Here is a 23,820-nt window from a genome sequence, read left to right on the forward strand (position 1 = left end):
GTGTTCCTCCACATCTCTACGCATTTCACCGCTACACATGGAATTCCACTTTCCTCTTCTGCACTCAAGTTCCCCAGTTTCCAATGACCCTCCACGGTTGAGCCGTGGGCTTTCACATCGGACTTAAGGAACCGCCTGCGCGCGCTTTACGCCCAATAATTCCGGACAACGCTTGCCACCTACGTATTACCGCGGCTGCTGGCACGTAGTTAGCCGTGGCTTTCTGGTGAGGTACCGTCAAGGTACCAGTAGTTACTTGGTACTTGTTCTTCCCTCACAACAGAGTTTTACGATCCGAAAACCTTCGTCACTCACGCGGCGTTGCTCCGTCAGACTTTCGTCCATTGCGGAAGATTCCCTACTGCTGCCTCCCGTAGGAGTCTGGGCCGTGTCTCAGTCCCAGTGTGGCCGATCACCCTCTCAGGTCGGCTACGCATCGTCGCCTTGGTAGGCCATTACCCCACCAACTAGCTAATGCGCCGCGGGCCCATCCTGCAGTGACAGCCGAAACCGTCTTTCCGTACAGCCTCAGGAGAGGCCGCAAACTATTCGGTATTAGCACCGGTTTCCCGGAGTTATCCCGATCTGCAGGGCAGGTTGCCCACGTGTTACTCACCCGTCCGCCGCTAAACAATGGGAGCAAGCTCCCAAAGTTCCGCTCGACTTGCATGTATTAGGCACGCCGCCAGCGTTCGTCCTGAGCCAGGATCAAACTCTCCATTATAGAGTAGTGTTGATTGCTCAATACTGCTGGCGTATCGCCGTCCGAAGACGCACGATTCGCTTTGATCTGCGTGATGCTGATCAGTAAGTTTTGCGCGGGCCGTTTTGCGCGGCCGTTGCTATTTGTTGACGTTTTGCTGTTCAGTTTTCAAGGTTCAGTTTTAAAAAATTGGAGCGGGTGGGGGGAATCGAACCCCCATCATCAGCTTGGAAGGCTGAGGTTTTACCACTAAACTACACCCGCATTATTATAAGGAAGAAAATATGGTGCGCCCGAGAGGACTCGAACCTCTAACCGCTTGATTCGTAGTCAAGTACTCTATCCAATTGAGCTACGGGCGCATTTCGAAAGTTTATGGTGCGGCCGAGAAGAGTCGAACTTCCACGGGATTTCTCCCACTAGGCCCTCAACCTAGCGCGTCTGCCATTCCGCCACGACCGCATTGAATTTCATTTTAGTGACAAAATCTATTGTACTTGATTGCCACCTTGATGTCAATGAGAAAATAAAATTTCTACTTTATCGTCGTTTTGGTTTAATACTAATGGCTGGGGTACCTGGATTCGAACCAGGGCATGACGGGATCAAAACCCGTTGCCTTACCGCTTGGCTATACCCCACTAAAAAATGGCGGTCCCGACCGGGATCGAACCGGCGATCTCCTGCGTGACAGGCAGGCATGTTAACCGCTACACCACGGGACCATTTGGTTGCGGGGGCAGGATTTGAACCTGCGACCTTTGGGTTATGAGCCCAACGAGCTACCGAACTGCTCCACCCCGCGACAATACTATGTAGACTATTTTTTCGTAGTCATTTTAAAACAACATCTTCGTTGTACTAACACCGTAAAGGATAAATCTTTCAAAGACATTTTTTATCTTATCCCTCGTTAACTCTTGTATTAGTGTAACACAGTTATTATCTAACTATAACTTTTCAGATTAATTGTTTTTTAAGAGTTGGTGACCCCTACGGGATTCGAACCCGTGTTACCGCCGTGAAAGGGCGGTGTCTTAACCGCTTGACCAAGGGGCCATGAATGGCTCCGAAGGTAGGACTCGAACCTACGACCATCGCATTAACAGTGCGGTGCTCTACCACTGAGCTACTTCGGAATGACACTTAAGTACTTGTCGACTTTTTCTATTATAAAGAGGTCTAAGAGAATCGTCAATACCTTTTTCATTTAAATTTAATATTTGTTTTCCCTAGCTAAAAAACTTGTTCAAATTGCATCAAAAAAGAGAGCCATTCATAACTGAATCGCTCTCTCTACTTAAGAATTTATTATTGCGCTGTTAGTTTTCCAGAACAACGACCACACCTGTAACGCTCCGTATTCATACGAATCTTCCGCCTGTAATTCGTTTTACATGCAACACATTGGTACACATACAACTTGGCTGCGGGCTTCTTTTTTTTATCTTCCAGTAAAGAACAAAAGCGCGGCGAACCGGTTTCCTTTAGTAATTCCCTGAAGTCCTGATCTCGATGCTTATAGCCTCTTCCTTCTATATGAAGGTGATAATGACATAGTTCATGTTTGATAATGCCTTCGAGTTCCTCATAACCAAATTTCTCATAAGAGCTTGGATTGATTTCGATATTATGAGAACGCAGTAGGTATCTCCCCCCTGTCGTTCGAAGCCTAAAATTAAAAACACCTTCGTGTTGGAAAGGCTTATGAAAACTAGTCAGCGAGATTTCCTTAATCAATCTCGTCAATTCTTCGTTCGTCATGTTAACTCCCCTATTGTTCTAGATTAAAGGATTTGCTCTTTTGGCTGTAGCATCGTCAAAGCAATGCGCCCTTTGTCTTTCTCTACTTTTTCTACCCAAGCAGTGACAATGTCTCCGACCGCTACGACTTCTAACGGATGCTTAACAAATCCTTTTTTCAGTTTCGAGATGTGCACTAACCCATCTTGCTTCACACCAATGTCAACAAACGCTCCAAAGTCGACTACGTTCCGGACCGTCCCCTGCACTTCCATCCCCGGCAACAAATCTTCCATTTTCAAAATATCATTTTTCAATAAAGGTTGTGGGAATTCATCACGCGGATCACGGAATGGTTTTTTCAACGCATCCACAATATCTTTCAACGTAATTTCTCCGACACCCCACTCTGCACTTAACTCGCTTAGCTCGAGTGCTTCAAGTTTTTCAGAGAGCCCTGCTTTTCCAACAGATTTTTTGTCTTCGCCTACTAGTTTCAGCAGTTTTTCTGCAATGTCATAACTCTCAGGATGAATCCCTGTTGCGTCTAATAGGTTCTTGCCTTCAGGAATCCGTAAAAATCCGATTGCCTGCTCATAAGTCTTGGCTCCTAGACGCGGAATTTTTTTCAACTGCGCACGTGTAGTAAATCGGCCATTTTCATCACGCACTTTAATCACATTTTCCGCTACAGTTTTACTTAACCCTGCCACATAATGCAATAACGAAGCAGATGCTGAATTGACATTGACCCCAACTTGGTTAACCGCCGTCTCAACAACAAAAGTTAACTGGTCCGCTAATTTCTTTTGAGAAACATCGTGCTGGTATTGTCCAACCCCCACCGCTTTTGGATCAATCTTTACCAACTCCGAGAGTGGATCTTGTAGACGGCGTGCAATCGAAGCCGCACTCCGCTCTTCCACTTTTAAGTCTGGAAACTCTGCTCGCGCAATGTCAGATGCCGAATAAACACTAGCTCCTGCTTCATTTACAATCACGTAAGAGATATCTGCCGAAGTTTCCGACAAAAAGTCCGCAACAAACTGTTCTGTTTCTCGTGATGCAGTACCATTACCAATTGCCATAATTTCAATTGGGTATTTAGCTGTTAAGCGTTCCATAATTTTCTTCGAGCCGGCTAGATCTGATTTGGGTGGATGCGGATAAATCACTGCCACTTCTAACAGCTTGCCTGTTTCATCAATGACTGCAAGCTTGCAGCCTGTCCGGTAAGCTGGGTCCACTCCTAAAACCATTTTGTTTTTCATCGGTGGTTGCAGTAAAAGATTCCGCAGATTTTCCGAAAAAATATGAATGGCTTGCGTTTCTCCTTTTTCACTTAGTTCAGTTCGAATTTCCCGTTCCACTGATGGTTGGATCAATCGTTTGTAGCTGTCTTCAATCGCTTCGGCTATCACATCTGTTGTTGAATGCGTTTGCTTTATCCAATTATTTTTCATCAAAGTGACGATGCGATCCACAGGCGGATTAATGGAAACTTTTAGAACGTCTTCTTTTTCTCCTCGATTAATCGCTAAAATTCGATGCGGAACAATTTTTTGGATAGCTTCTTCGTATTCGTAATACATTTGGAAGACTTGTTTTTCGTCTTCGTGATTTTTTTTGGCTACGGTGGCAATGGTTCCATCTTTTCGAGTCATATAACGAATTTTCTCTCGAACATCTGGGTCGTCCGCAAATAATTCCGCTAGAATATCCTGTGCTCCTTGAATTGCATCTTCAGTCGAAACGACATCTGCCTGTACATCGACAAATTCCTTAGCCTTTTCAGTCACTGTTTCATCGCCAGGCTCTAGTAACCAATCCGCTAACGGCTGCAACCCTTTTTCTTTTGCGATAATCGCTTTTGTCCGACGCTTTTGTTTGTATGGTCGATATAAATCTTCTAGCCGCTGCAACACAGTGGCATTGTGAATCGCTTTTTCCAGTTCTTCTGTTAGTTTTTCCTGTTCTGATATCGAACGAATCACTTCTATTTTCCGTTGCTCTAAATTCTGAATGTATGTATAACGGTCATCAATCGCTTTAATTTGGACTTCATCCAAAGATCCGGTTGCTTCTTTTCGGTAACGTGCGATAAAAGGTACGGTGTTGCCATCTTCGATTAATGCGATAACTTGCGCGACTTGATTGTTTCGCACGCCCGTTTCTTTTGCGATCAATGTATGAATTTGTTGCGCTTCCATCTAGACACTCCCCTTCATTTCTTTTTTATTTTAACACATTCAGAAAAGAGCAGCCCACGACGTCCCTATTCCTTGTTCAAGATTGTCCATATAAAAAAGAAGCCAACTCATTTGAGTAGGCTTCCTGTTATGAATGTAGCATCATCACCCGTTTGGATGGATTCTAGAATATCACGATACAATTGCTCTGGAACTGAAGCTTTTCGCATCATAGCTTTTGGGTTTCTTAAATCCACCCCATCAGAGTGAATCAAGAACAGATCGTTCTCTACATACGTATACAGTTGAGTACGTAATTTTTGCGGACGTCCTGACAGATAACCCATCACTGGCAATGGATAGATAATTTCATCTGTTGCTTTGCGGTATACATAAAACCGAATATTGCCGACGCAGCTATATTCAAGCGTTTTTTTCTTGAAATCAACTTTAAAAATAGCAACGGCAGCACCACGCTTTTGAAGCATTAATCCATTAAAACGATACATCAATTGATCGATCGTTTCATGATGAAACTCTCTTAAAATCTGAGGGATGACCTGAGACGACTCCCGCGCAATTGGCCCACTCCCTAATCCATCAGCTACGGAGCAAATAAAATAATCATCTGTTAAGACCGTATGGTAACTGTCACCAGATTCATAATTCCCTTTTTTTGCTTCGTTGAAAATAAAAGCATTCACAAGATTATGCTGAATGCTCTCCACTACAAAACTCCGCCCGCTGCTAAAATAGCTTCTTGGAGTTTTTTAATAGCTTTTCTCTGTAACCGGGAAACGTGCATTTGAGAAATACCAAGCTTGTCTCCGGCTTGTTTTTGGCTCAGCTGCTCTATGTAAGTGAATTGGATGATTTGCTTTTCTCGCTCAGAAAGCACGTTCATCGCTTCAGCTACAAGCATCCGCTGATCCACTTTCTCGTAACCATCGTCTTCCTGACCTACTACATCAAATAATGTGACGGTACTACCGTCTGAATCCGCCTCTAAAGAGTGGTCCATCGAAAGTGCTTGATAGCTTTTACCCATTTCCATTGCTTCTAAAATGTCATCTTCTTCAACATCCAGGTATTCGGCAATTTCCCACACTTGTGGCGAACGTTGAAGCTCTCTTGTTAACACTTCAACCGTCGCTTTAATACGGGGCCCTAATTCTTTTATCCGTCGTGGAACATGGATTGCCCAAGTCTTATCACGCAAAAATCGTTTAATTTCTCCGATAATTGTAGGCACAGCAAAAGCCTCAAAGCTACGACCAAATGATGGATCGTACCGTCTGATAGCCCCTAAAAGTCCAAGCATACCTACTTGCGCAATATCTTCGTGATACGATTTCCCATTTGAGTATTTTCGCGCAATGGATTCAACAAGGCGTTTATAATTTAGCACCAAGTTTGTTTGGGCTTCTTCATCTTCTGTCTTTTGGTAAGCTTCAATCCAATCAAGCACCTGCTCTTTAGTAGGTTGATTAGGATGAGACTGTTTCGACATCCTTCTCCACCTGCTCTCCTTCAACATGCTTTGTCATAAAGATTGTAACTCCTTCTTGATGATGAACTTTAACTTCATCCATTAATGTTTCGATTAAATACAAGCCGAGGCCTCCTTCACGGAGAAAAGCACCTTCTTCTTGGTCGTGATACGGACCGACTTTTGCTTTTGTTTCTTCAAAATTAAAGCTTTTGCCGTGATCTGCTACCATAATCTCAATTTTATCTTCATACAGTGCACATCCGATAACCACTTCACCTTGCTCATCTTCTGCATAAGCATGCTGAACTGCATTTGTTACGGCTTCACTTGAAGCGATTTTTAAATCTTCAATATCGTCAAAAGAAAAACCAACACGGCTGGCTAAACCTGAAATGGTAAGTCGTGCAACTCCAACATACTGTGATTTGGCAGGAACGCGCATTTCTACGTAATCAAAAGGACGCATGCTAGTTCCCACCCTTCTCTGCAGATTCGATATCCATAATGTCACCGAGACCTGTAATGTCGAACAGTCGTTTTAGTCGTGCTGAAAGTCCTTTTAACTTTACATGTCCACCATTTGAATTAATTGATTTATAAAAAGCGACAAAAACTCCAAGTCCTGTACTGTCCATATAATTAACGTCGGAAAGATCCAACTCTGCTTTTAATCCTTGGTGATTCTGGTAAGTTTCTAATTTTCCACGCAAAACTGGTGCAGTGTGTGCATCAATTTCTCCGCCGATAAATCCTTCAAGAACATTATCCGATTCAGTTAAGTCTACTTGAATATTCATTGTGATTTGACACCCCGTTTTTTTAAAATTCAATTTCACTAAAAAAAGTCTATTCTAAGCATTAATACCACAATTAGTTGGCAGTTAAACCTGTCGTTAAACTTTTTTATAAATTACTAGCGTGAAATCGTCTTGGAATTGCGCATTTTGCATTCGTTCAAGCTCGTCGTAAACATATTGCACAATGGCTTGTGCCGGTTCTGTTTTTTTATGCTCAATTAACTCATAAATAACTTCGCGTTCGATAAAACCTTCTTCATTTCGGCCTTCAGTTACTCCGTCTGTCATCATGATGACCAAGTCACCATTTTCTAAATCGACTGTATGTTCTTCGTAGACCGCGGCGGGGGATACCCCTAACAGTAGACCTTTTGCATATAACTCCGTAAATTTATTGTCTTTTGCACGATATAAAATAGCAGGTTCATGTCCTGCTGAGCCATAAGTTAAACGCGCTCGTTTAGCATCGTAGTTCCCATAAAACATAGAAACGAACATCGAGTCATCAATACTTTTTTCAACAATTCGATTAATGACACTTAATACGTCTTTGGGTAGCGCATGTGCACTGTTCAAACTATCCATACCAAATTTAATCATAGACATGCAAAGAGCAGCCGGAAGGCCTTTGCCGATTACATCCGCAACTGCCACCCCAGCATAGCCTTCTTGGTCACTAACAAAATAAATATAATCCCCATTCATTTTTCGCGCAGGGATAGAAAGAAGGCCGATATCCAAACCTTCTAATAAAGGCAATTTAGTTTTCAGCAAGGTTTCTTGGACATTTGCTGCCAAATCCATTTCTACTTTTAGCTCTTCCTGTTGTTTGATAAGACTTTGTCGTTCTTGAAGTGCCAATCCGTAATTGATCATCATTTCAATCAAAAAATCAAATGAATGCCAGACTATATCTGGCAATTCACCATAAAGCTCTTGAATTGCTACTTTATGCATGCTGATCACTTCTTCAGGAGCGATATTCTCCAAGATGAGCTGTCGGCTAAAATTTTGGCCGACATACAAATTTTGTTCTGTTTGTTTTTTCATGTATTCATTTAAAATCTCTTTATATTGATTCTCGATTTCCTGAACCATTGGGTGTTCCCCCTAACGAAGCCACTTAGTAGCTCGTATATCTGTGCCTTCACCTATACTAGTTTCGATTTTAAAATCATCCATTAACCGCTTAACGCCTGGAAGTCCTGCTCCCAATCCGCCAGAAGTTGTAAAACCATCTTCCATCACTTGACGGATATCCGGAATCCCTGGACCATTGTCTGCAGCAATAATCAAAATGCCTTTAAGGCCATTTTGGGTTAACTGTTGAATTTCGATCCTGCCTTTTCCAGCATATAAATAAATATTGCGCGCAAGCTCGCTGATAGCCGTCGTAATACGGGCCTGGTCAACCGTGCCAAAGCCAAGCTCTTTCGCTACATTGCGTCCGAGTTGTCGTGCAGCAACAATATCCCATTCTGTTAAAATTTCAACTGAGGACTCACCGTTCATTGTTAAGCCTCCAATTCCAATTGAAGTTTATCCAAACCATTTTCTAAATCTAGCGCTGTCATAACATCTTCAAGTCGAATTCCCAACTCGATTAAAGTGATAGCAACTGCTGGTTGGATACCGGTAATAACTACTCTGGCCCCCATCAAACTCGACATACTGATGACATCCCCCAGAACTTTCGCAATAAATGAGTCGATAAAATCAATCGACGTCAAATCGATGACGACACCACGTGCACTTGTTTCATGTAATTTCGCCAATAAGTCTTCTTGAAATTGAAGAGCCGTTTGGTCATCAAGTTCCCATTGAATCGAGACAATTAATGTATCTCTTAACTTTAAAATCGGAATTCTAAAATTCATCAGTCTTCAACCTCCACAATTTTTCGATTCGTCCAAGCTAACGCCTGTTCTACGCCTCGCTGTAAAGTACTCGTTGTCGTAAAGTCGTTCAAATTAATGCCGAGTGTAACAATTGTCTGGGCAATTTCAGGACGAATTCCGACGAGCATACATTTCGCGCCTACTAAACGAACAGCATCTGCTGCTTGAATAATATGATGTGCGACCATGGTGTCTACTACTGGAACGCCAGTAATATCGAGCAATACAACTTCTGCACGATGCTTCACGACACCTTCCAATAAGTTCTCCATAATCAACTTTGCTCGCTCTGTATCTATTGTGCCTACTAGCGGCATGACTGACACTTTATCGAACACCGGAATTAATGATGCCGACAATTCTTGCAACGCAATTTTTTGCAAGCTTACCGTACGTTCCCATGTTTTAGAGTAGGCTTGAATAGTACTTTCACGAATTGGTGATATCCACTTAGAGAATTCTTCTATATAAGCAGCCAGATTACCTTCATGGATGATTTCTTCTTTTGTTAAGTCTTCGTAAACAATTTCAGCAAAATGATTGATTGCCTTCGTAACAAATGTGATAGACCAACCAAGACGCACAACTTTCTCAGCAAAATCGTTTACACGACTTTCATAAGCTTGATGGCTTTCCAGCAAATTAGAAATCATTAGTTCTGCGAATTCTTGGCTCGTTTGATTCATTAGTTCTTCAGGCATCAACTGAAAAGAACGTTCATTTTTTTCATCTTTCATTTTTTCTTGCCATTTTGAAACGATTTCGGTTAAGTTGCCCTGTATATATTGAGCCATTTGTTTATTCATATAGATTGAAAACCCTCCCTGTGACACTATGTATCGCTAATTTTATCTGCTACTCTTTATTGTATCGGAAATTCGTTTTTTTCACATCTTTTTTGTCAGTAAGGTTACTTCTTTAAAAAAACACCTCGAGAAAGATTCTCGAGGTGCCTTCAAAAGAATATGTATGCTTAAAATTTAACAAGACCTACGCTGATTTCTAATGCTTCGTCTACTTTTTCCATCAAAGTGTCGTCAAGCTGCGTAATTTTGTCGGTCAGTCGCGACTTATCAATGGTTCGCAATTGTTCTAGCAAAATAACGGAATCGCGCTCAAAGCCGTATTTCTTGGCGTTGATTTCTACATGAGTCGGTAATTTGGCTTTTTGAATTTGCGCCGTGATTGCTGCAATAATAACAGTGGGACTAAAACGATTCCCTATATCGTTTTGAATCACCAGTACAGGTCGGGTCCCACCCTGCTCAGACCCGACGACTGGCGATAATTCCGCAAAAAAAACATCTCCGCGTTTTACAATCAAGTTGTCACCCTCCGCTTACGAGTCGGACAGTCATATGCTCCGCTTCATACTCAGCGTGAGAACATTCACAAGCAATCGATAGATTGATTTGAGACATCTCCACGTAGCCTTTGATCATCGCTTCTCGAATATGATATGAGTCATACAGATTTTTTGTCACCCGGCTTGTGGAAACATAAATATAATCTCCACTTTCTTGGACATGCTCATTTGAATGAGTTGTCAACTCTGAAATAAATTGCTTTGGCATTTTCACAACCACTTCTTTTGTCTTTGACTTCTCGTACACAGCCGACACCTCCGAAAATCCCGTTCTTCTGTCTTCGTCTGCTTCATCTTACCATTTTATCAAGCTTGTGAAAAGACAAATCGGAAACCTCCGCGCTTTCCGAGTAAACACGCGGTACTCGTTTTGTTAAGATACAAGGAATTTCATATGGAATCGTCTCCAGTCTATCAGCCCACTCATCAATAAAAATTTGCTGCTCTCCTTGACGTCCAATCAACTGGACTTTTTCACCCACAGGCACCTTTTTAGAAAGTCGAATCATACATTGATCCATACAAATCCGCCCAATAATCGGAGTACGTTGCCCGTTTACTAACACATCCTGCCCTTGTAGTCCTCGCAACATGCCATCTGCATAACCAATTGGAATCGTCCCAACCCACTCGTCTCGTGCCGCACGGTAAGTCGCTCCGTAACTTAACGCTTCTCCAGCTTTTACTTTTTTCACATGAACAATTTCTGTTTCTAGGCTCAGTGCAGGATACAAATGAAATTCCATTTCCTGACCGACGTATGGAGAAGGCGCAATGCCGTACAACGAAATTCCTACGCGCACCGCGTCACTCGTCAACTCTGGATGCATGATGGCGGTTGCACTATTGGATACATGGACCATCACAGACGGATCTTCCAATTGTTTAATGACACTGTTCATAGCGTGAACCTGTTGGTTAAATAGAGAAGAATTCTCTTCGTCTGCAGTTGCGAAATGCGTAAAGATCCCCTTAAAACTAAAGTCGTGATCCGCAATAATGCCTAGCGCCTGATCTACTTCATCCAGTTGAATACCAATGCGTCTCATCCCGGTATCGACTTTCAAGTGAATTTTTAGCATCTCTAAATTCTCTTCCAAATGACTCGCAGCCATCGATAACCAATCAAGAGAAATAGCTGTCACAATAATATTGCGCTGTTGCGCAACCGGAATAAATTTGGCAGGTGTCGCACCTAGTACCAGTAACTCCGTTTCAATGCCTTGGTCGCGCAGGAAAAGAGCTTCGTCTGGTGTTGCAACTGCTAGCATATCGACACCCGTTTCGATGACTGCCTTTGCCACCGCTAAGACCCCATGTCCGTAAGCATCTGCTTTTACCACCGCAATCACTTTCGCATCTCCACTTTTTTCTTGAAACGCTGTTAAATTTTTTTTGATTGCTTCTAGACTAATGACCGCTTTTGTCGGTCGATACTGTTCTGTCATGTTGACACCACCCAGTTAAATTGTTTGTAGAAGAACTTGTGCCGCTGCAAATTCTTTGGAATGAGTAATCGATACTAGACCCGTTTCCATATGCTTGAAATAAATAGACGGCTTGCCTTTAGCGTCTTTTCTAATTTCAATATCTTGAAAAGAACAGGCACCACCAATTCCAGTGCCTTTAGCTTTAGAAAATGCTTCTTTAGCCGCAAAGCGCCCTGCTAAAAACTCTGCTTTTCTCGTTTCTGTTAATCGACTGTATTCAGCCTGTTCAAATTCAGTTAATACACGTTCACGAAATTTTGGTGACTTGGCATCTATTCGTCGAATTCGCGACAATTCAACGATATCTATCCCGATTCCTGTAATCATAAATGTTTCTCCTTTCAATCACAAACCAGTAACAGGTATAATTAAATGTATGAAATAGAGGTGACAAAATGTTTATTCGAACAGAAAGCTTTAAGCAATACTTGCGGCTATATCCGGTCGTTTCTACTTTGATCGCGCTTAATTTATTGGTCTATGTACTGGGTTTATTGCCTTTACTCGGTGATTGGATTTACTTTTATGGCGTTGGATCCAACTTTTACATTGCTGAAGGTCAGTGGTGGCGATTCATTACACCAATGTTTTTACATGGAGGATTGATGCATCTCCTGTTTAACATGTTCTCCTTGTTCTTGTTCGGACCTGAATTAGAACGTTTGACTGGAAAAGTTCGTTTTATTACGATCTACCTGTTGGCAGGATTTTTAGCTTCTGCGGCTACTTACTTTTTACAGCCGCTCGATTACGCACATGTCGGAGCGAGTGGTGCGATTTTTGGAGTCTTTGGTGCATTTGGCGCATTGGTGTATTACGGAGGACGTGCTTTACCGCAACTCAAACAAATTATACTCCCTATTATCGTCATTAGTATAGTCATGACTTTCTTGACGCCAAACGTTAACGTAACAGCCCACATCGCCGGAATGATTACCGGGTTCCTTATTGGACTCAGCTACTTCCACCCTAAACGAATTGTTAGCTGGCGAGCTAAAAAATAAAAACAGCCGGAATACTACATTCCGGCTGTTTTTTTGGACTTTTTTACTCTTCAACCTCTTTTGTTCCGGATGGTTCATACCAAGACAAAATCCGACTTGCGTCTTCTTTTTCCATATGGGCAATCGTTGCAGTAGCTCCTGCCATACCCGCTTTAATCGTTGCATGAATCGATGCAATTCCTTTACGACGCTGGAAATAGCTTTGCGTCACTTGAATAACTTGAATCCTTTTTTTCAAAATATAATAGCGATTTTTACTAAGCCCTCTAAATTGCATCGTTAGTTGCTTTTCAGCTAACGAATAGCCGACCGTCCTGTGCTGCCAAACTCCAGAGATGACAATAATCGGCACAACAAACAACGTTAGCAATCCATATGGATAGAAAAAATAACCTAAAGCGACAAGCCCAGGAAACAGCCAAACTAAATTCAGGCGATAGAAAAAGTGAATGCTGCGTTTCGGCGCCTTAACCAATTCCGGTGTCCATTGCAGTTCCGGAAACAGCTCTGTTAGTATAGGTCGCATCCGACTCACTTTCACTAACGGAAACAGACGAATTTTTTCATCCTTATCGCCAACTGAGCCACCTGCACTTTCAACTACGACCGTCGCATATCCAAAAAGCTCACGCAAAGGATTCTGACTCACTTTAATTCCTTGAACTCGCTTTAACGGAACTGAAATTTTCTTTTTCTCTAATAATCCTCTAGTAATATAAATATGGTCTTCATCGCGTTGAAGGCTAAATTGGTAATTTGCGACAATTGTCATAATTACGGAAATAATCCATGCGATCAATAAGATAAAAAAGAGTGTTAACGCAACAATCAATACACCAAAACGCAAAAATAGCATGACTTCTTCATAAATGGCATCATACGGTATAAACTCAGAAAATTGGGAAAGAAAAATTGCGACTGCTGAAATGACCACGCCAATTCCGCCGGAAGTCGTTGCAAGAATCATTAATTCTTTCATAGACATGCGATAAAGTTCTGTAGTCACTTTTTTAGCAGGAACTTCCACATATTCTATCGGTCCCATTTCTGAAAAAACTGCTTCTGTAGGGTGTTGCTTAGCTTTTTCTATTTCATTTTCGATACGATCTGCATCTTCACGCGAAATTGCCGTTAGTTCAGCTTCGGCCTGTCCCACTTTTCCTGAGCCTGCTGTTTCTACTTTCACTTTTACTAACCCAAATGGTCGATGAAAAATTCCTTCTGTATAATTTAGACTTTGAATCCGTTCGAACGGAATATACCTCTTTTTCTTTACAAATAGGCCATACTCAATTCGTAATTCTCCATCCTCGAACCAATACACAAAACGCTTCCACTTAATAATTCCACCAACTAACAGAAAAATTAGCACAACGCTTCCTATTAATACCGGAATTAACCCCTGCCATCCTTGATTGAACATCGAGCTAATTCCACCGTCTCTGAATAGATTGACTCCAAAAATAATAATGAACGGTAGGATTAATTCCTTTAATCCTTTAATGAAATTTAAAAAAGCCGAAATAGGATGCAATTTATAGCGTTCTTTAGACATCATCTTCCGCCACCCTTGCTAAACCAGAAATTCTAGCTCTTAGTTCATCAGCCTCCGCCGTTATCAATGCCGGAATTGTATGAGTGGTTGCCGCTGTCGAAATCGAAATTTGTGCCAAATCATATTTTCGTAAAATTGGTCCTTGCTCAGTATCTACGTGCTGGACACGAACCATTGGTACTAATGTACGGGTCACAATGAACAAGCCATGCTGTAATTCAATTTCCTGTTCTCGCACTTCATAACGCCAGCGCTGCCAACGAATCTTCGGAAATAAGTAAATGAGCAAAAAGCCAAACAGCAAAATAACCGCGCCATAAACAGCATATAACCATTGTGGCCAATCAAAGAAATACGTTAACACACCTGCCCCAATAGCAACCAGTGCAATAACCGTAGTTTCCATACTGCCGTAAACGCGCCAAACCGTTAAGCCTTTTCTTGAAATTTGATTTTTGGGCTGATTTTCCATCTATTTCTCTCCAATCGCTTCTTTATCAGTATACGAGTTACTTATTCAGACGTTTCATTCCATTGTACATGATATGTAGACAGCAAAAAAGAACGTACGCCAAACAGTTTCCTGTTTGGCATACGTCCTTTGAATTAATCGGTATTAAGATTCGCTACGACGAGTCGTACGTCCTGGACGTCCGCCGCCAGTTGCACTTCCGCCTTCACGACGACGGCTTGCGCCTGAGCTTGCTCCACGGCTTGATGATGGACGAGCTGAACCTGATGAACGATTACCTTTGTAACCGCCGCCTCCAGAACTGCGTCCGCCGCCGCCTTTACCTTTATATCCGCCGCCTCCGCGTGATGGCAAAGGACGTTCTTCGGAAATTGATACTGGAACATCTTCCGGTTCTTTAGTCATTGTTTTAAGAGCTGCTGCAATCAAGTCAACCGCATCATGCTTTTCAAGCATTTGCGCCGCGAATTCACGGTAATCGCCAAGATTGTTTTTCTCTGTCATTTCAAACAATTGTTCCATCGCAACGCGTTTTTGACCAAGTACAGCCTCGTTCGCAGTTGGAGGAATTAAAGCTTCCATTTTTTTCTTCGTAGTGCGTTCAACAATGCCCAAGTAGCCCATTTCACGTGGTGTTACAAACGTTACTGCGACTCCTTTTTTACCTGCACGACCCGTACGGCCGATACGGTGAACATAGCTTTCAGGATCTTGTGGAATATCAAAGTTGTATACGTGTGACACGCCTGAAATATCAAGTCCGCGAGCTGCTACATCTGTTGCTACCAAGATATCGATTTTGCCGGCTTTAAACTGTTTTAAAACAGACATACGTTTTGCTTGGCTCAAGTCACCATGAATTCCTTCAGCAAGGTAGCCGCGGATATTCAAAGCTTTAGCTAATTCATCAACACGGCGTTTTGTGCGTCCGAAAACGATCGCAAGTTCCGGTTGTTGAACATTCAAAAGACGTGAAAGGAAATCAAATTTCTCGCGCTCTACAGATTTCACGTAGAACTGCTCAATGTTTTCAACAGTCATTTCTTTTGATTTGATTTTAACGATTTCTGGCGTTTTCATGAATTTCTCTGCAATGCGACGGATTGCATCCGGCATAGTTGCTGAGAACAACAATGTCTGACGAGTATCAGGAACACTTGCCATAATTGTTTGAATGTCTTCGATAAAGCCCATGTTCAACATTTCGTCTGCTTCATCAAGGATTAATGTGTTGACATTATCCAATTTAAGCGTACGACGGTTGATATGGTCTAATAGACGTCCTGGAGTACCAACGATAATTTGCGGACGGTTTTTAAGTGCACGGATTTGTCGGCTAATTTCTTGGCCGCCGTATACCGAAAGAATACGTACGTTTTTATCTTGTCCCAATCTGTAAAGTTCTTCAGAAACCTGGATTGCCAATTCGCGTGTTGGTGCGATGATTAATCCTTGAACATTACCGTCTTTAGTGTCGATTTTTTCAATCAAAGGAATTCCGAAAGCCGTTGTTTTACCAGTACCTGTTTGCGCTTGTCCAATAATGTCTTTACCTTCCATTCCAAGACGGATTGTTCCCTCTTGAATTGGTGTTGCTTCTTCAAACCCCATACGTTTTACGGACTTTAAAGTTGTTTCGCTAATATTTAACTCTGAAAATTTTACCAAATTTTTCAATCTCCTTTTGTCTTCATCTGATTTACAAATGGTGTACATTTTAGATGAATTCGTGACAAGGGCGAGCCTTTATGAGGAAGTTTCACGTCGAAAATCATACTCTGTAGTTTTAAGTCAGAGGGGATGTGTGAACAGGAAAAGCTCGGGCTTTGCCGAGCGGTCTGATCGGCGGGTGTTTGATACCCTATCTATAGAACAAACCGTTTTGCTCAAAAAAATACTCTTCACGGGGAAGAGTTTCTCAAAAATGTATCCATTGCTTTCAAAAGAATAACATGTATTTTTTTTATTTGCAATCAATACGCAAAGGTTCCAATAATCAGTTTACTCTAATCCTCTGTTCATAAACTCAAAAACGTCCTCGAACCACTCTTCTCGATCTTCGCTATAGCAGATTAAATGTTTGCCAAGCTCCGAACGAATCATCTGTTTTTCAACTGCCCCAATATGGTTATAGATAAAGTCCGCGGCCGAAGCAGGCACTATGCTATCCCTGTTACCTTGGACAATACAAACAGGCACTGTAATCTTAGAATAATAAGGTTCTACCATTTTGACTACTCGCAAAAATTCAATAGCCGAGCTGACAGGTGTATTCGTCAGTTTGTATTGGTAAAGATGCAAAGGTGCATTTTCTGCTATTTTTCCAGACACTATATCTTTTAATGCTTCTTGCACTTCTTTAAGAATCTGTGCTGGGCTAATGTATTTAGCAGCAGCACTTAATAGTACAAGCCGGTCGATCTTATAGCGCATGGCCAAATACATAGCGATCAAACCACCCATCGAAAATCCGACAACAATGATGCGATCCGCTGATTTTTTCAGCCTTTTTAAGGCTAATTCAGCTTCCATCATCCAACTTTCTGCCGACATTCTCTTTAGCGCTAGTTTTTCACCGTGCCCTGGCAGTGTCGGTATTTCTACAATCCAGTCGGTTTGTTCGTTTAAAAAATCAACAAAAGGCTCAACTTCAAACGGTCCTCCTGTAAAGCCGTGTATACAAAGAACACCGGTTTTCAATCCACTCGCCTCTTCTCACCACTTAACAGCGTGGTATTTCAAACATCACCGTCAATTGCACTTTTCCACAACTACGCTGTGACGAAAGGTTCGATAATGTTTTCTAAAGCCATCCCCCGAGAACCTTTTACCAAGATAACGGAGTCTTTATTTGTATAAGTTTGCAACAGCTCGATAATCGGTTCATATTCCGTTTCGCTCCATAATAGCTTGCCTGCATAACTCGGCTGCAACTTATCGTAAAGCCACTTCATACGAGGACCATATAGACAAACGCCTGCTAAATTATCCGAAATGTACTTACTAAGTGCTTCGTGATAGTTTTGCTCATTGTCTCCAAGTTCAAGCATATCCCCTAGCACTACCCACTTTTTATCTTTCATTGTCGTTTCACGAATAAAATTTAGCGCTGCAGTCATTGATGATGGAGCTGCATTGTAAGCGTCGTTAATAAACATCGCACCGTTATCTGCTTGAATCATCTGCATCCGCATATCGGTCAGTGCTGCATCTTTTAAAGATTTACGGATTTGCTCTTCCGATAAGCCTGCTTCGAGCGCTACCAAAATAGCGGCAAGCGTATTTTTCACTTGATGCTCCCCTAAAACTGGAATAGTGAATGCAGCGTCTATAATCCCGCTAACCATAAAGCTGCTGCCATCTTCAGTAGCTTTAATATCTGTCACCGTCAACTCATTGTTGTCGTCGAACCCAAAAGAAACACCTTGTGGAAAAGTTTCCATAAAGGGTTGCAATAGAGGCTCATCGCCATCATAGAAAAGCTTGCCATGCTGTTGTAGACCTGCAGTAATTTCGAATTTCGCTTCGGCGATAGCTTCACGAGATCCAAGGTCTTGCAAATGTGCTTCGCCTATGTTGGTGATAATGGCATAATCGGGACGCGCTAATTCTGACAAAAACTCAATTTGCCCTTTGCCGCTCATGCCCATTTCGAGGACAGCAACTTTCGTGTCTTCTTCTAGAGACAAAATGGTTAGAGGCAAACCTAGCTGATTATTAAAGTTACCTGGCGTTTTCTGCACTTTAAAATAAGGCTTTAAGACACTTGCTACCAGATCCTTTGTCGAAGTTTTACCATTTGAACCGGTGATTCCAATCACAATCGCTGACAATTCATCGCGGTACGTGCGAGCCATCTCTTGCAAAGCTACTTCGCAATCGTCCACAAATAGCAACGGTAAATCTTCTGGTGCTCCTGGCTCGTCGCGCTGCCATAAAGAAGCTACCGCACCTAATTCGATAGCCGAACGGACGTACTTATGTCCATTTACTTTTTCTCCACGAAAAGGGATGAACAAATCACCCGGCTCGAGCGTTCTCGTGTTAATCGAGACCCCTGTAACGTCGAAGCCCTTTAAATTAGTTTTGATGTCTAGCCATTTGGCTACTTGTTCAATCTTTTTTTTCATTTGGTTTCTCCACTCAGTCTATTTTAACTTGCAGTAATTGTTTTTCTTCGTGCCGTTCGATTGCTAAAACGATAAGGCGTTCAATTAACTCCGGATAAGGCAAACCTGTATGTTCCCACAGTAACGGGAACATACTGTAAGGTGTAAAGCCTGGTAATGTATTCACTTCGTTAATCAGAATTTCACTATCCGCTGTGACAAAAAAATCTGCTCGGACAAGCCCAGAACAGTCCAGTATTTTAAAGGCTTTCTTAGCATCTGTTTCTAGTCTTGCATAAACCGATTCGTCTAATTCAGCCGGAATAATCATGGCCGTATTGCCGTCTTTGTACTTCGCCTGGTAATCATAAAAAGCTTTTAACGGCTTAATTTCACCTGCTACTGAACAAGCTGGTTCGTCATTTCCGAGAACGCCAACTTCGATTTCACGAGCGTCCACTCCTTGTTCAATGACAATTTTGCGATCAAATTTCAATGCTTCTTTTACGGCTAAAATTAGTTCTTCGCGATTGTCAGCCTTGCTGATTCCTACACTTGATCCTAAATTAGCAGGTTTCACAAAAAGCGGCCATACAAGTTCTGATTCTATTTTATCCAACCAAAAACTTTGGTTCTGATCCCAGTCTCTTCTTATAAAATACACATAAGGCGTTTGTTTTAAACCTGCCTGCTCAAATAATTGCTTCATTACGACTTTGTCCATACCTGCAGAAGATGCCAGTACACCATTCCCAACATATGGGATATTCATCACTTCAAGAAGACCTTGAACCGTTCCATCTTCGCCATTTGGTCCATGCAACAAGGGAATAATAACGTCCAGCACGTCACTACTTTGTGATGGAAGAAATCCAGAAATATCATTGGGTTTCGAAGATTCTCCAGGCAATTGAAGCTGTTCAATTGTTTTTACTGCACCTTCAAGACGATCCCATTTTCTCCACTCGCCGTCTTGCGTGATATAAATTGGGTAAATTTCATATGCTTCAAAATCTATTGCATTTGTAACTGCTAAGGCTGTAGACAGAGAAACTTCATGCTCTGCCGATTTGCCTCCATATAATAAACCGACTCGTTTTTTCATCCAAGAGACCTCATTTCGTTATCCATATTTCTTAGTTTATCACGAACCTGCAGTGACTAATATTTTTTTCATGTCAGCCACCGAAAATTTTCAGGCCAATGACTCCTGCTAAAATACAGGATAGAAAAAATATTTTTGCCAGTTGCTTGCTTTCTTTGAAAAATATCATACCGACTAGAACGCTTCCTGCAGCACCGATGCCTGTCCATACAGCATAGCCTGTTCCAAGCGCAATTGTTGTTAACGCCAGTGACAGCAAATAAAAGCTAAGCGCGCCGGACAAAATCGTTAGCGCTGTGTACCGTTTTATTTTAAAGCCATTGGATAGTTTCATAGTAGTGACAAACGCCACTTCAAACAATCCCGCAATTATTAATATCAGCCAATCCATCATGACTGCACGCCCTTACTCGAAGTTTCTTTTCCATCTAAAACTTTTAACCCAATTATCCCAATTAGCAATAAACTTAAAAAGAACAATTTTTCTAAACTAGCGTTTTCATTAAATAAAAAGATACCTAAAATAGCTGTACCTGCAGCACCAATGCCAGTAAATACTGCATAAGCCGTACCGATTGGAATTGTTTTCATCGCAATCGCAAACAGCATAAAGCTGATGACGATAAAAACGAATGTTATAAGTGAAGGAACTAAGTTCGTAAAGCCTTCAGCAAACTTCAAGCCAATTGCCCACACAATTTCTGTAATTCCCGCAATCATGAGATAAATCCAGGCCATGTAATTCCCTTCTTTCTTTTCACACTTGCTCTGTTGGAGTAGAGCATCGATCCAAAAAAATGATACCTGCTGCCAGGTATCATTTCCACGTTTTTTGTTTTCTATCGTAGATAATCTTACGTGAAACCCCTTGTTTTGTATATTCTTCAATGTCGGACCAAAATTCATCCAAAAATGAAATCTCTTCTACTGGACGAATGTGCAATTCAATCGTGTTTTTCGTTTTTTCGGGGTCTGCCAATGAAATGAGTACGCCTTCACGATAATTCTTTTTCAAGGATTGAAGAATTTCAGCAGGCAACTCTGGGATTAAGTCTTTTGCTTTACGTCGCCAAAAGTTTTGCCCGTTCTCTTCTCGCCGAATTAAATACGTAAAGTAATTTCCGACCAGCTCATTCAGGCGCTCTAATTTGCGGAAGTAAATTTTTGTGGTTTCTTCTTCTTCACTCGATAAATAGACAAATTCATTTTGAAGAGTTGAATAAAACGGTGTCTTGAGCGGCTCTTTTTTGTGGCCAATATACAGCAATTCGGCTTGTTCCTGAGGCGTCAAAGAATTTAATTGCTTTTCACTCCTAAAATCAATCCAACAAAATTCACTTTTCTTATTTGCACGCGCTCTTCTCAACTGACCAAACTCTTCTTGTGTAGCAAACTCCATATGGGTATGCATATTAAAAGATGCATCTTCATAGGGATGCTTTAACAACAGAAGATTTTTAGGCAATTTCATGGCATCCAAAAAATGGGCAAAAGTCAGTCCGCTGAATAAGGCAAATTGATCAGATTCGTTCAAGTATATATATAAATGCTGTATGTAGACGTCCGCGTTCAACGGTTTTCTCTCCATTTCCTCCACTCCATTCCGTTTCTTATTATACGTCCAAAAAGAAGAAATATGAAACATACCTGCTTCGAAAGCGTCATTACTTTTATCATGCGCATATTGCAGTTATATACGTTATAATAGTTTTCGACTCACAATAATAAAAAGTACAGGTGAAAATACCATGCAAACTAACAAAAGCTTTACCGATCGAATCGACTGGTCGCTAGCTTTCATCTTATTTCTGTTCTTCATCATCAGTCTAGTGGCCATTTCTTCTGCTCAGACTTCTGGTCAGTATTTAACGAACTTTGTTCCAAGACAAGCTTTATTTTATGTTGTTTCTGTCGTAATGATTGGGGTTTTGATGTATTTTGATCCTGAACAATACAAAAAGATGGCTTATTACTTATATGGTTTCGGTATTTTCTTGCTGATTCTACTTATGATTTCGCCTGACGGTGTTGGTCAGATAGCTGAGCCAGTCAACGGTGCCAAAGCTTGGTTTCACACACCATTTGTCAACATTCAGCCCGCTGAGTTTATGAAAACTTTCTATATATTAGCGCTGGCAAAAATGATTTCTACCCACCACGAACAAAATTTGATAAAATCCATCAAATCCGATTTTTTTCTTCTTGGAAAAATTGGTCTTTGTCTGGCTATCCCTCTTGGCTTTATCCTGCTTCAACCTGATTTAGGAACTGCTCTTGTTTTTATTGCTATCACTTTAGCCGTTGTGGTTGTGTCAGGAATTTCTTGGAAGATTATTGCGCCGAGTTTTGGTGGTGTCGCTGTTGTTGGCAGCGTCTTGCTATGGATGACTATTAATGCCCAAGATTTTCTGTCTAGCGCTTTTGGATTAAAACCATATATGTTCGAGCGTATTTATACGTGGCTTGACCCGTATTCCTACGCAGAATCTGGCGGATATAATTTAATTGCGGCATTGAATGCTATCGGATCAGGAGAAGTATTCGGCAAAGGTTATCAAGGACGACAGGTTTACGTGCCGGAAAACCATACAGATTTTATCTTTACTGTGATCTCAGAAGATTTCGGATTTGTCGGAGCGAGTACTGTTATCATCTTGTTTTTCATGCTTATCTATCATTTGACCAAGATAACACTGCAATTCAAAGATATGTTCAGCACTTATGTATGCGCAGGAATTATTGCGATGATCACATTTCACGTATTCCAGAACATCGGCATGACGATTCAACTTTTGCCAATTACCGGAATTCCGCTTCCCTTCATTAGTTACGGAGGTAGTTCGTTGATCGGGAATATGCTAGCACTCGGAATTGTCTTTAGCATGAAATTTCATCACAAGAACTATATGTTCGATAAAAACAAAAAATAAAAACTCCGGCGCAGTGCGCCGGAGTTTTTATTGTTGAGATTGCGCTTGGATTGGTTGCGGCAAGGCAATTGCTTTTATTAACTCGACTCGGGATTTTGTGATTTTTGCTTGGATTCCTAGTTTCGATAAATTTGAAACAATGTTGCGAACGTCTACGTTTTTCGCCATCCAGATCACCTCTTTGTATTTTTCGTTACCTATAAGGACGTATGTAAACTTGCTACGTTTCATAAGCAAGATGCAAATCGTTGACTTTTCTGTGTCTATGTATATAATACCATCATTTCAGAATTTTAAACTTATCATTTTGATGACAATTGCGAAGAAAATGTAAATCCTTTGATTTATATACCCCATAGAGGTATAATATAAGCAGATTTAGGAGAGGAGAATCTTCAGATGAGCGAATTAATTGAAAAACCCTTTGCACTGGATAACTCTTGTCGAAAAAGCCACCATCCCCTCTCCGTTAAAAGGGATTTGACCAACCGTCTGAACCGCGTGGAAGGACAAGTCCGGGGTATAAAAGGTATGGTGGAGAAAGATGTTTATTGCGATGACATCATCACACAACTTGCGGCTACTCAGTCTGCACTAAACAGCGTTACTAAAGTTTTGTTAGAAGGCCATTTAAAAGGGTGCGTTAAAGATCGTCTCGAAAATGGTGAAGAAGAAGTATTAGATGAACTACTTATAACCATCCAAAAAATGATGCGGAAATAACAAGGAGGAAATTATGATGAAAGAACAAATTAATTTACAAGTAGGCGGCATGTCGTGCCAACATTGTGTGAAATCTGTAACAGAAAGTGTTATGGCTTTACCAGGAGTCGACAAAGTAGAGGTCTCTTTAGAAAACGCTTCTGTTGATGTAGCTTATGACGCCTCAGCTATTGATGTGGCTCAAATTGCGGAAGCCATTGAAGATCAAGGATACGATGTCGCAGCTTTAAGTGAGTAACTGCGG

General features: G+C 41.5%; 28 protein-coding genes, 8 tRNA genes and 1 rRNA gene. 4 read left to right on the forward strand and 33 right to left on the reverse strand.

Annotated elements, in window-relative coordinates:
• From FQ085_RS08400 to acpS, 23 genes are all read right to left on the reverse strand, one after another.
• Positions 1-724, reverse strand: a 16S ribosomal RNA gene (locus tag FQ085_RS08400); the annotation flags it as partial.
• A gap of 169 nt (positions 725-893) precedes the next feature.
• Positions 894-967: transfer RNA gene (locus FQ085_RS08405), tRNA-Gly, on the reverse strand.
• A gap of 21 nt (positions 968-988) precedes the next feature.
• A tRNA-Arg gene (locus FQ085_RS08410) sits at positions 989-1,065 on the reverse strand.
• 14 nt (positions 1,066-1,079) lie between these two features.
• Positions 1,080-1,165 (reverse strand) — tRNA-Leu (locus FQ085_RS08415).
• Positions 1,166-1,269: 104 nt separating this feature from the next.
• Positions 1,270-1,344: transfer RNA gene (locus tag FQ085_RS08420), tRNA-Gln, on the reverse strand.
• Positions 1,345-1,352: 8 nt separating this feature from the next.
• A tRNA-Asp gene (locus FQ085_RS08425) sits at positions 1,353-1,428 on the reverse strand.
• A 3-nt stretch (positions 1,429-1,431) separates the two neighbouring features.
• Positions 1,432-1,508 (reverse strand) — tRNA-Met (locus FQ085_RS08430).
• 179 nt (positions 1,509-1,687) lie between these two features.
• Positions 1,688-1,762: transfer RNA gene (locus FQ085_RS08435), tRNA-Glu, on the reverse strand.
• Between the two features lie 5 nt (positions 1,763-1,767).
• Positions 1,768-1,842: transfer RNA gene (locus tag FQ085_RS08440), tRNA-Asn, on the reverse strand.
• 172 nt (positions 1,843-2,014) lie between these two features.
• Complete coding sequence (locus FQ085_RS08445; protein WP_058386368.1) at positions 2,015-2,467, reverse strand: SprT family protein; 453 nt, start codon at positions 2,465-2,467, stop codon at positions 2,015-2,017.
• A gap of 23 nt (positions 2,468-2,490) precedes the next feature.
• Positions 2,491-4,656, reverse strand: coding sequence for a Tex family protein (locus tag FQ085_RS08450; protein ID WP_149456384.1), 2,166 nt, complete (start codon positions 4,654-4,656; stop codon positions 2,491-2,493).
• 107 nt (positions 4,657-4,763) lie between these two features.
• Positions 4,764-5,363 (reverse strand): PP2C family serine/threonine-protein phosphatase, encoded by a 600-nt coding sequence (locus FQ085_RS08455; protein ID WP_058386370.1) that lies wholly within the window; start codon positions 5,361-5,363, stop codon positions 4,764-4,766.
• Positions 5,363-6,145, reverse strand: a complete 783-nt coding sequence (gene sigB / locus FQ085_RS08460; RefSeq protein ID WP_058386371.1) for an RNA polymerase sigma factor SigB — start codon at positions 6,143-6,145, stop codon at positions 5,363-5,365. The genes FQ085_RS08455 and sigB overlap by 1 nt, the downstream gene beginning before the upstream one ends.
• On the reverse strand, positions 6,123-6,593 hold the full coding sequence (rsbW, locus tag FQ085_RS08465; RefSeq protein ID WP_058386372.1) for an anti-sigma B factor RsbW: 471 nt from the start codon (positions 6,591-6,593) through the stop codon (positions 6,123-6,125). The genes sigB and rsbW overlap by 23 nt, the downstream gene beginning before the upstream one ends.
• Position 6,594: 1 nt before the next feature.
• On the reverse strand, positions 6,595-6,924 hold the full coding sequence (locus FQ085_RS08470; RefSeq protein ID WP_058386373.1) for an anti-sigma factor antagonist: 330 nt from the start codon (positions 6,922-6,924) through the stop codon (positions 6,595-6,597).
• Between the two features lie 96 nt (positions 6,925-7,020).
• Entirely contained in the window at positions 7,021-8,022 is a 1,002-nt protein-coding gene (locus FQ085_RS08475) for a PP2C family protein-serine/threonine phosphatase (protein WP_058386374.1), read from the reverse strand.
• A 12-nt stretch (positions 8,023-8,034) separates the two neighbouring features.
• Positions 8,035-8,436: an anti-sigma regulatory factor gene (locus FQ085_RS08480; protein ID WP_058386375.1), complete on the reverse strand. Its 402-nt coding sequence runs from the start codon at positions 8,434-8,436 to the stop codon at positions 8,035-8,037.
• 2 nt (positions 8,437-8,438) lie between these two features.
• Complete coding sequence (locus FQ085_RS08485) at positions 8,439-8,801, reverse strand: STAS domain-containing protein (RefSeq protein WP_006830185.1); 363 nt, start codon at positions 8,799-8,801, stop codon at positions 8,439-8,441.
• Positions 8,801-9,628 (reverse strand): RsbT co-antagonist protein RsbRA, encoded by an 828-nt coding sequence (locus tag FQ085_RS08490; protein ID WP_071153533.1) that lies wholly within the window; start codon positions 9,626-9,628, stop codon positions 8,801-8,803. The genes FQ085_RS08485 and FQ085_RS08490 overlap by 1 nt, the downstream gene beginning before the upstream one ends.
• A gap of 167 nt (positions 9,629-9,795) precedes the next feature.
• Positions 9,796-10,146, reverse strand: a complete 351-nt coding sequence (locus FQ085_RS08495; RefSeq protein ID WP_008432415.1) for a type II toxin-antitoxin system PemK/MazF family toxin — start codon at positions 10,144-10,146, stop codon at positions 9,796-9,798.
• Positions 10,147-10,150: 4 nt separating this feature from the next.
• Positions 10,151-10,435: a hypothetical protein gene (locus tag FQ085_RS08500; RefSeq protein ID WP_058386377.1), complete on the reverse strand. Its 285-nt coding sequence runs from the start codon at positions 10,433-10,435 to the stop codon at positions 10,151-10,153.
• Between the two features lie 43 nt (positions 10,436-10,478).
• Positions 10,479-11,636: an alanine racemase gene (alr, locus tag FQ085_RS08505; protein WP_149456385.1), complete on the reverse strand. Its 1,158-nt coding sequence runs from the start codon at positions 11,634-11,636 to the stop codon at positions 10,479-10,481.
• Between the two features lie 15 nt (positions 11,637-11,651).
• Complete coding sequence (gene acpS / locus FQ085_RS08510) at positions 11,652-12,005, reverse strand: holo-ACP synthase (protein WP_058386379.1); 354 nt, start codon at positions 12,003-12,005, stop codon at positions 11,652-11,654.
• 68 nt (positions 12,006-12,073) lie between these two features.
• Here acpS and FQ085_RS08515 point away from each other — a divergent pair, with 68 nt between their 5' ends.
• A complete protein-coding gene (locus tag FQ085_RS08515) occupies positions 12,074-12,682 on the forward strand; it encodes a rhomboid family intramembrane serine protease (RefSeq protein WP_149456386.1) in 609 nt (202 codons plus the stop codon).
• A 43-nt stretch (positions 12,683-12,725) separates the two neighbouring features.
• Here FQ085_RS08515 and FQ085_RS08520 read toward each other — a convergent pair whose 3' ends face one another.
• From FQ085_RS08520 to FQ085_RS08560, 9 genes are all read right to left on the reverse strand, one after another.
• Positions 12,726-14,237: a PH domain-containing protein gene (locus FQ085_RS08520; RefSeq protein WP_149456532.1), complete on the reverse strand. Its 1,512-nt coding sequence runs from the start codon at positions 14,235-14,237 to the stop codon at positions 12,726-12,728.
• Entirely contained in the window at positions 14,230-14,709 is a 480-nt protein-coding gene (locus tag FQ085_RS08525; protein ID WP_058386381.1) for a PH domain-containing protein, read from the reverse strand. The genes FQ085_RS08520 and FQ085_RS08525 overlap by 8 nt, the downstream gene beginning before the upstream one ends.
• Positions 14,710-14,853: 144 nt before the next feature.
• Positions 14,854-16,377 (reverse strand): degradosome RNA helicase CshA, encoded by a 1,524-nt coding sequence (gene cshA / locus FQ085_RS08530; RefSeq protein ID WP_143039510.1) that lies wholly within the window; start codon positions 16,375-16,377, stop codon positions 14,854-14,856.
• A 333-nt stretch (positions 16,378-16,710) separates the two neighbouring features.
• Positions 16,711-17,409 carry an alpha/beta hydrolase gene (locus FQ085_RS08535; protein WP_058386383.1) on the reverse strand — a complete coding sequence of 233 codons (699 nt, stop codon included), beginning with the start codon at positions 17,407-17,409 and terminating at the stop codon, positions 16,711-16,713.
• A gap of 71 nt (positions 17,410-17,480) precedes the next feature.
• The gene (locus tag FQ085_RS08540; protein WP_058386384.1) at positions 17,481-18,839 is read right to left on the reverse strand and encodes a UDP-N-acetylmuramoyl-tripeptide--D-alanyl-D-alanine ligase; all 1,359 of its coding nucleotides are present in this window, start codon (positions 18,837-18,839) and stop codon (positions 17,481-17,483) included.
• A 13-nt stretch (positions 18,840-18,852) separates the two neighbouring features.
• Positions 18,853-19,923, reverse strand: coding sequence for a D-alanine--D-alanine ligase (locus FQ085_RS08545; RefSeq protein ID WP_149456387.1), 1,071 nt, complete (start codon positions 19,921-19,923; stop codon positions 18,853-18,855).
• A 73-nt stretch (positions 19,924-19,996) separates the two neighbouring features.
• Positions 19,997-20,314, reverse strand: a complete 318-nt coding sequence (locus tag FQ085_RS08550; protein ID WP_149456533.1) for a DMT family transporter — start codon at positions 20,312-20,314, stop codon at positions 19,997-19,999.
• On the reverse strand, positions 20,314-20,661 hold the full coding sequence (gene sugE, locus FQ085_RS08555) for a quaternary ammonium compound efflux SMR transporter SugE (protein ID WP_058386386.1): 348 nt from the start codon (positions 20,659-20,661) through the stop codon (positions 20,314-20,316). Before sugE ends, FQ085_RS08550 begins: the two co-directional genes overlap by 1 nt.
• A 79-nt stretch (positions 20,662-20,740) precedes the next feature.
• Positions 20,741-21,511 (reverse strand): hypothetical protein, encoded by a 771-nt coding sequence (locus tag FQ085_RS08560; RefSeq protein ID WP_058386387.1) that lies wholly within the window; start codon positions 21,509-21,511, stop codon positions 20,741-20,743.
• A gap of 160 nt (positions 21,512-21,671) precedes the next feature.
• Here FQ085_RS08560 and FQ085_RS08565 point away from each other — a divergent pair, with 160 nt between their 5' ends.
• Entirely contained in the window at positions 21,672-22,853 is a 1,182-nt protein-coding gene (locus tag FQ085_RS08565; protein ID WP_058386388.1) for an FtsW/RodA/SpoVE family cell cycle protein, read from the forward strand.
• 27 nt (positions 22,854-22,880) lie between these two features.
• Here the strand turns inward: FQ085_RS08565 and FQ085_RS18030 are convergent, their stop codons facing one another.
• Entirely contained in the window at positions 22,881-23,021 is a 141-nt protein-coding gene (locus FQ085_RS18030) for an Lmo0850 family protein (protein ID WP_169793164.1), read from the reverse strand.
• A gap of 231 nt (positions 23,022-23,252) precedes the next feature.
• Here FQ085_RS18030 and FQ085_RS08570 point away from each other — a divergent pair, with 231 nt between their 5' ends.
• Entirely contained in the window at positions 23,253-23,576 is a 324-nt protein-coding gene (locus FQ085_RS08570) for a metal-sensitive transcriptional regulator (RefSeq protein WP_058386389.1), read from the forward strand.
• A gap of 16 nt (positions 23,577-23,592) precedes the next feature.
• Positions 23,593-23,814 (forward strand): copper chaperone CopZ, encoded by a 222-nt coding sequence (gene copZ / locus FQ085_RS08575; protein WP_149456388.1) that lies wholly within the window; start codon positions 23,593-23,595, stop codon positions 23,812-23,814.
• Positions 23,815-23,820 lie beyond the last annotated feature (6 nt).

Source organism: Planococcus sp. ANT_H30 (genome assembly GCF_008369335.1).
Classification (GTDB): domain Bacteria; phylum Bacillota; class Bacilli; order Bacillales_A; family Planococcaceae; genus Planococcus; species Planococcus kocurii.

Excerpts from the sequence above, each read along its gene's own strand:
- FQ085_RS08445 (WP_058386368.1), bottom strand. The coding sequence starts at position 2,467 with ATGACGAACGAAGAATTGACGAGATTGATTAAGGAAATCTCGCTGACT.
- FQ085_RS08450 (WP_149456384.1), bottom strand. The coding sequence starts at position 4,656 with ATGGAAGCGCAACAAATTCATACATTGATCGCAAAAGAAACGGGCGTG.
- sigB (WP_058386371.1), bottom strand. The coding sequence starts at position 6,145 with ATGTCGAAACAGTCTCATCCTAATCAACCTACTAAAGAGCAGGTGCTT.
- rsbW (WP_058386372.1), bottom strand. The coding sequence starts at position 6,593 with ATGCGTCCTTTTGATTACGTAGAAATGCGCGTTCCTGCCAAATCACAG.
- FQ085_RS08470 (WP_058386373.1), bottom strand. The coding sequence starts at position 6,924 with ATGAATATTCAAGTAGACTTAACTGAATCGGATAATGTTCTTGAAGGA.
- FQ085_RS08475 (WP_058386374.1), bottom strand. The coding sequence starts at position 8,022 with ATGGTTCAGGAAATCGAGAATCAATATAAAGAGATTTTAAATGAATAC.
- FQ085_RS08480 (WP_058386375.1), bottom strand. The coding sequence starts at position 8,436 with ATGAACGGTGAGTCCTCAGTTGAAATTTTAACAGAATGGGATATTGTT.
- FQ085_RS08485 (WP_006830185.1), bottom strand. The coding sequence starts at position 8,801 with ATGAATTTTAGAATTCCGATTTTAAAGTTAAGAGATACATTAATTGTC.
- FQ085_RS08490 (WP_071153533.1), bottom strand. The coding sequence starts at position 9,628 with ATGAATAAACAAATGGCTCAATATATACAGGGCAACTTAACCGAAATC.
- alr (WP_149456385.1), bottom strand. The coding sequence starts at position 11,636 with ATGACAGAACAGTATCGACCGACAAAAGCGGTCATTAGTCTAGAAGCA.
- acpS (WP_058386379.1), bottom strand. The coding sequence starts at position 12,005 with ATGATTACAGGAATCGGGATAGATATCGTTGAATTGTCGCGAATTCGA.
- FQ085_RS08515 (WP_149456386.1), top strand. The coding sequence starts at position 12,074 with ATGTTTATTCGAACAGAAAGCTTTAAGCAATACTTGCGGCTATATCCG.
- FQ085_RS08520 (WP_149456532.1), bottom strand. The coding sequence starts at position 14,237 with ATGTCTAAAGAACGCTATAAATTGCATCCTATTTCGGCTTTTTTAAAT.
- FQ085_RS08525 (WP_058386381.1), bottom strand. The coding sequence starts at position 14,709 with ATGGAAAATCAGCCCAAAAATCAAATTTCAAGAAAAGGCTTAACGGTT.
- FQ085_RS08540 (WP_058386384.1), bottom strand. The coding sequence starts at position 18,839 with ATGAAAAAAAAGATTGAACAAGTAGCCAAATGGCTAGACATCAAAACT.
- FQ085_RS08545 (WP_149456387.1), bottom strand. The coding sequence starts at position 19,923 with ATGAAAAAACGAGTCGGTTTATTATATGGAGGCAAATCGGCAGAGCAT.
- FQ085_RS08550 (WP_149456533.1), bottom strand. The coding sequence starts at position 20,314 with ATGGATTGGCTGATATTAATAATTGCGGGATTGTTTGAAGTGGCGTTT.
- sugE (WP_058386386.1), bottom strand. The coding sequence starts at position 20,661 with ATGGCCTGGATTTATCTCATGATTGCGGGAATTACAGAAATTGTGTGG.
- FQ085_RS08560 (WP_058386387.1), bottom strand. The coding sequence starts at position 21,511 with ATGGAGAGAAAACCGTTGAACGCGGACGTCTACATACAGCATTTATAT.
- FQ085_RS08565 (WP_058386388.1), top strand. The coding sequence starts at position 21,672 with ATGCAAACTAACAAAAGCTTTACCGATCGAATCGACTGGTCGCTAGCT.
- FQ085_RS18030 (WP_169793164.1), bottom strand. The coding sequence starts at position 23,021 with ATGGCGAAAAACGTAGACGTTCGCAACATTGTTTCAAATTTATCGAAA.
- FQ085_RS08570 (WP_058386389.1), top strand. The coding sequence starts at position 23,253 with ATGAGCGAATTAATTGAAAAACCCTTTGCACTGGATAACTCTTGTCGA.
- copZ (WP_149456388.1), top strand. The coding sequence starts at position 23,593 with ATGAAAGAACAAATTAATTTACAAGTAGGCGGCATGTCGTGCCAACAT.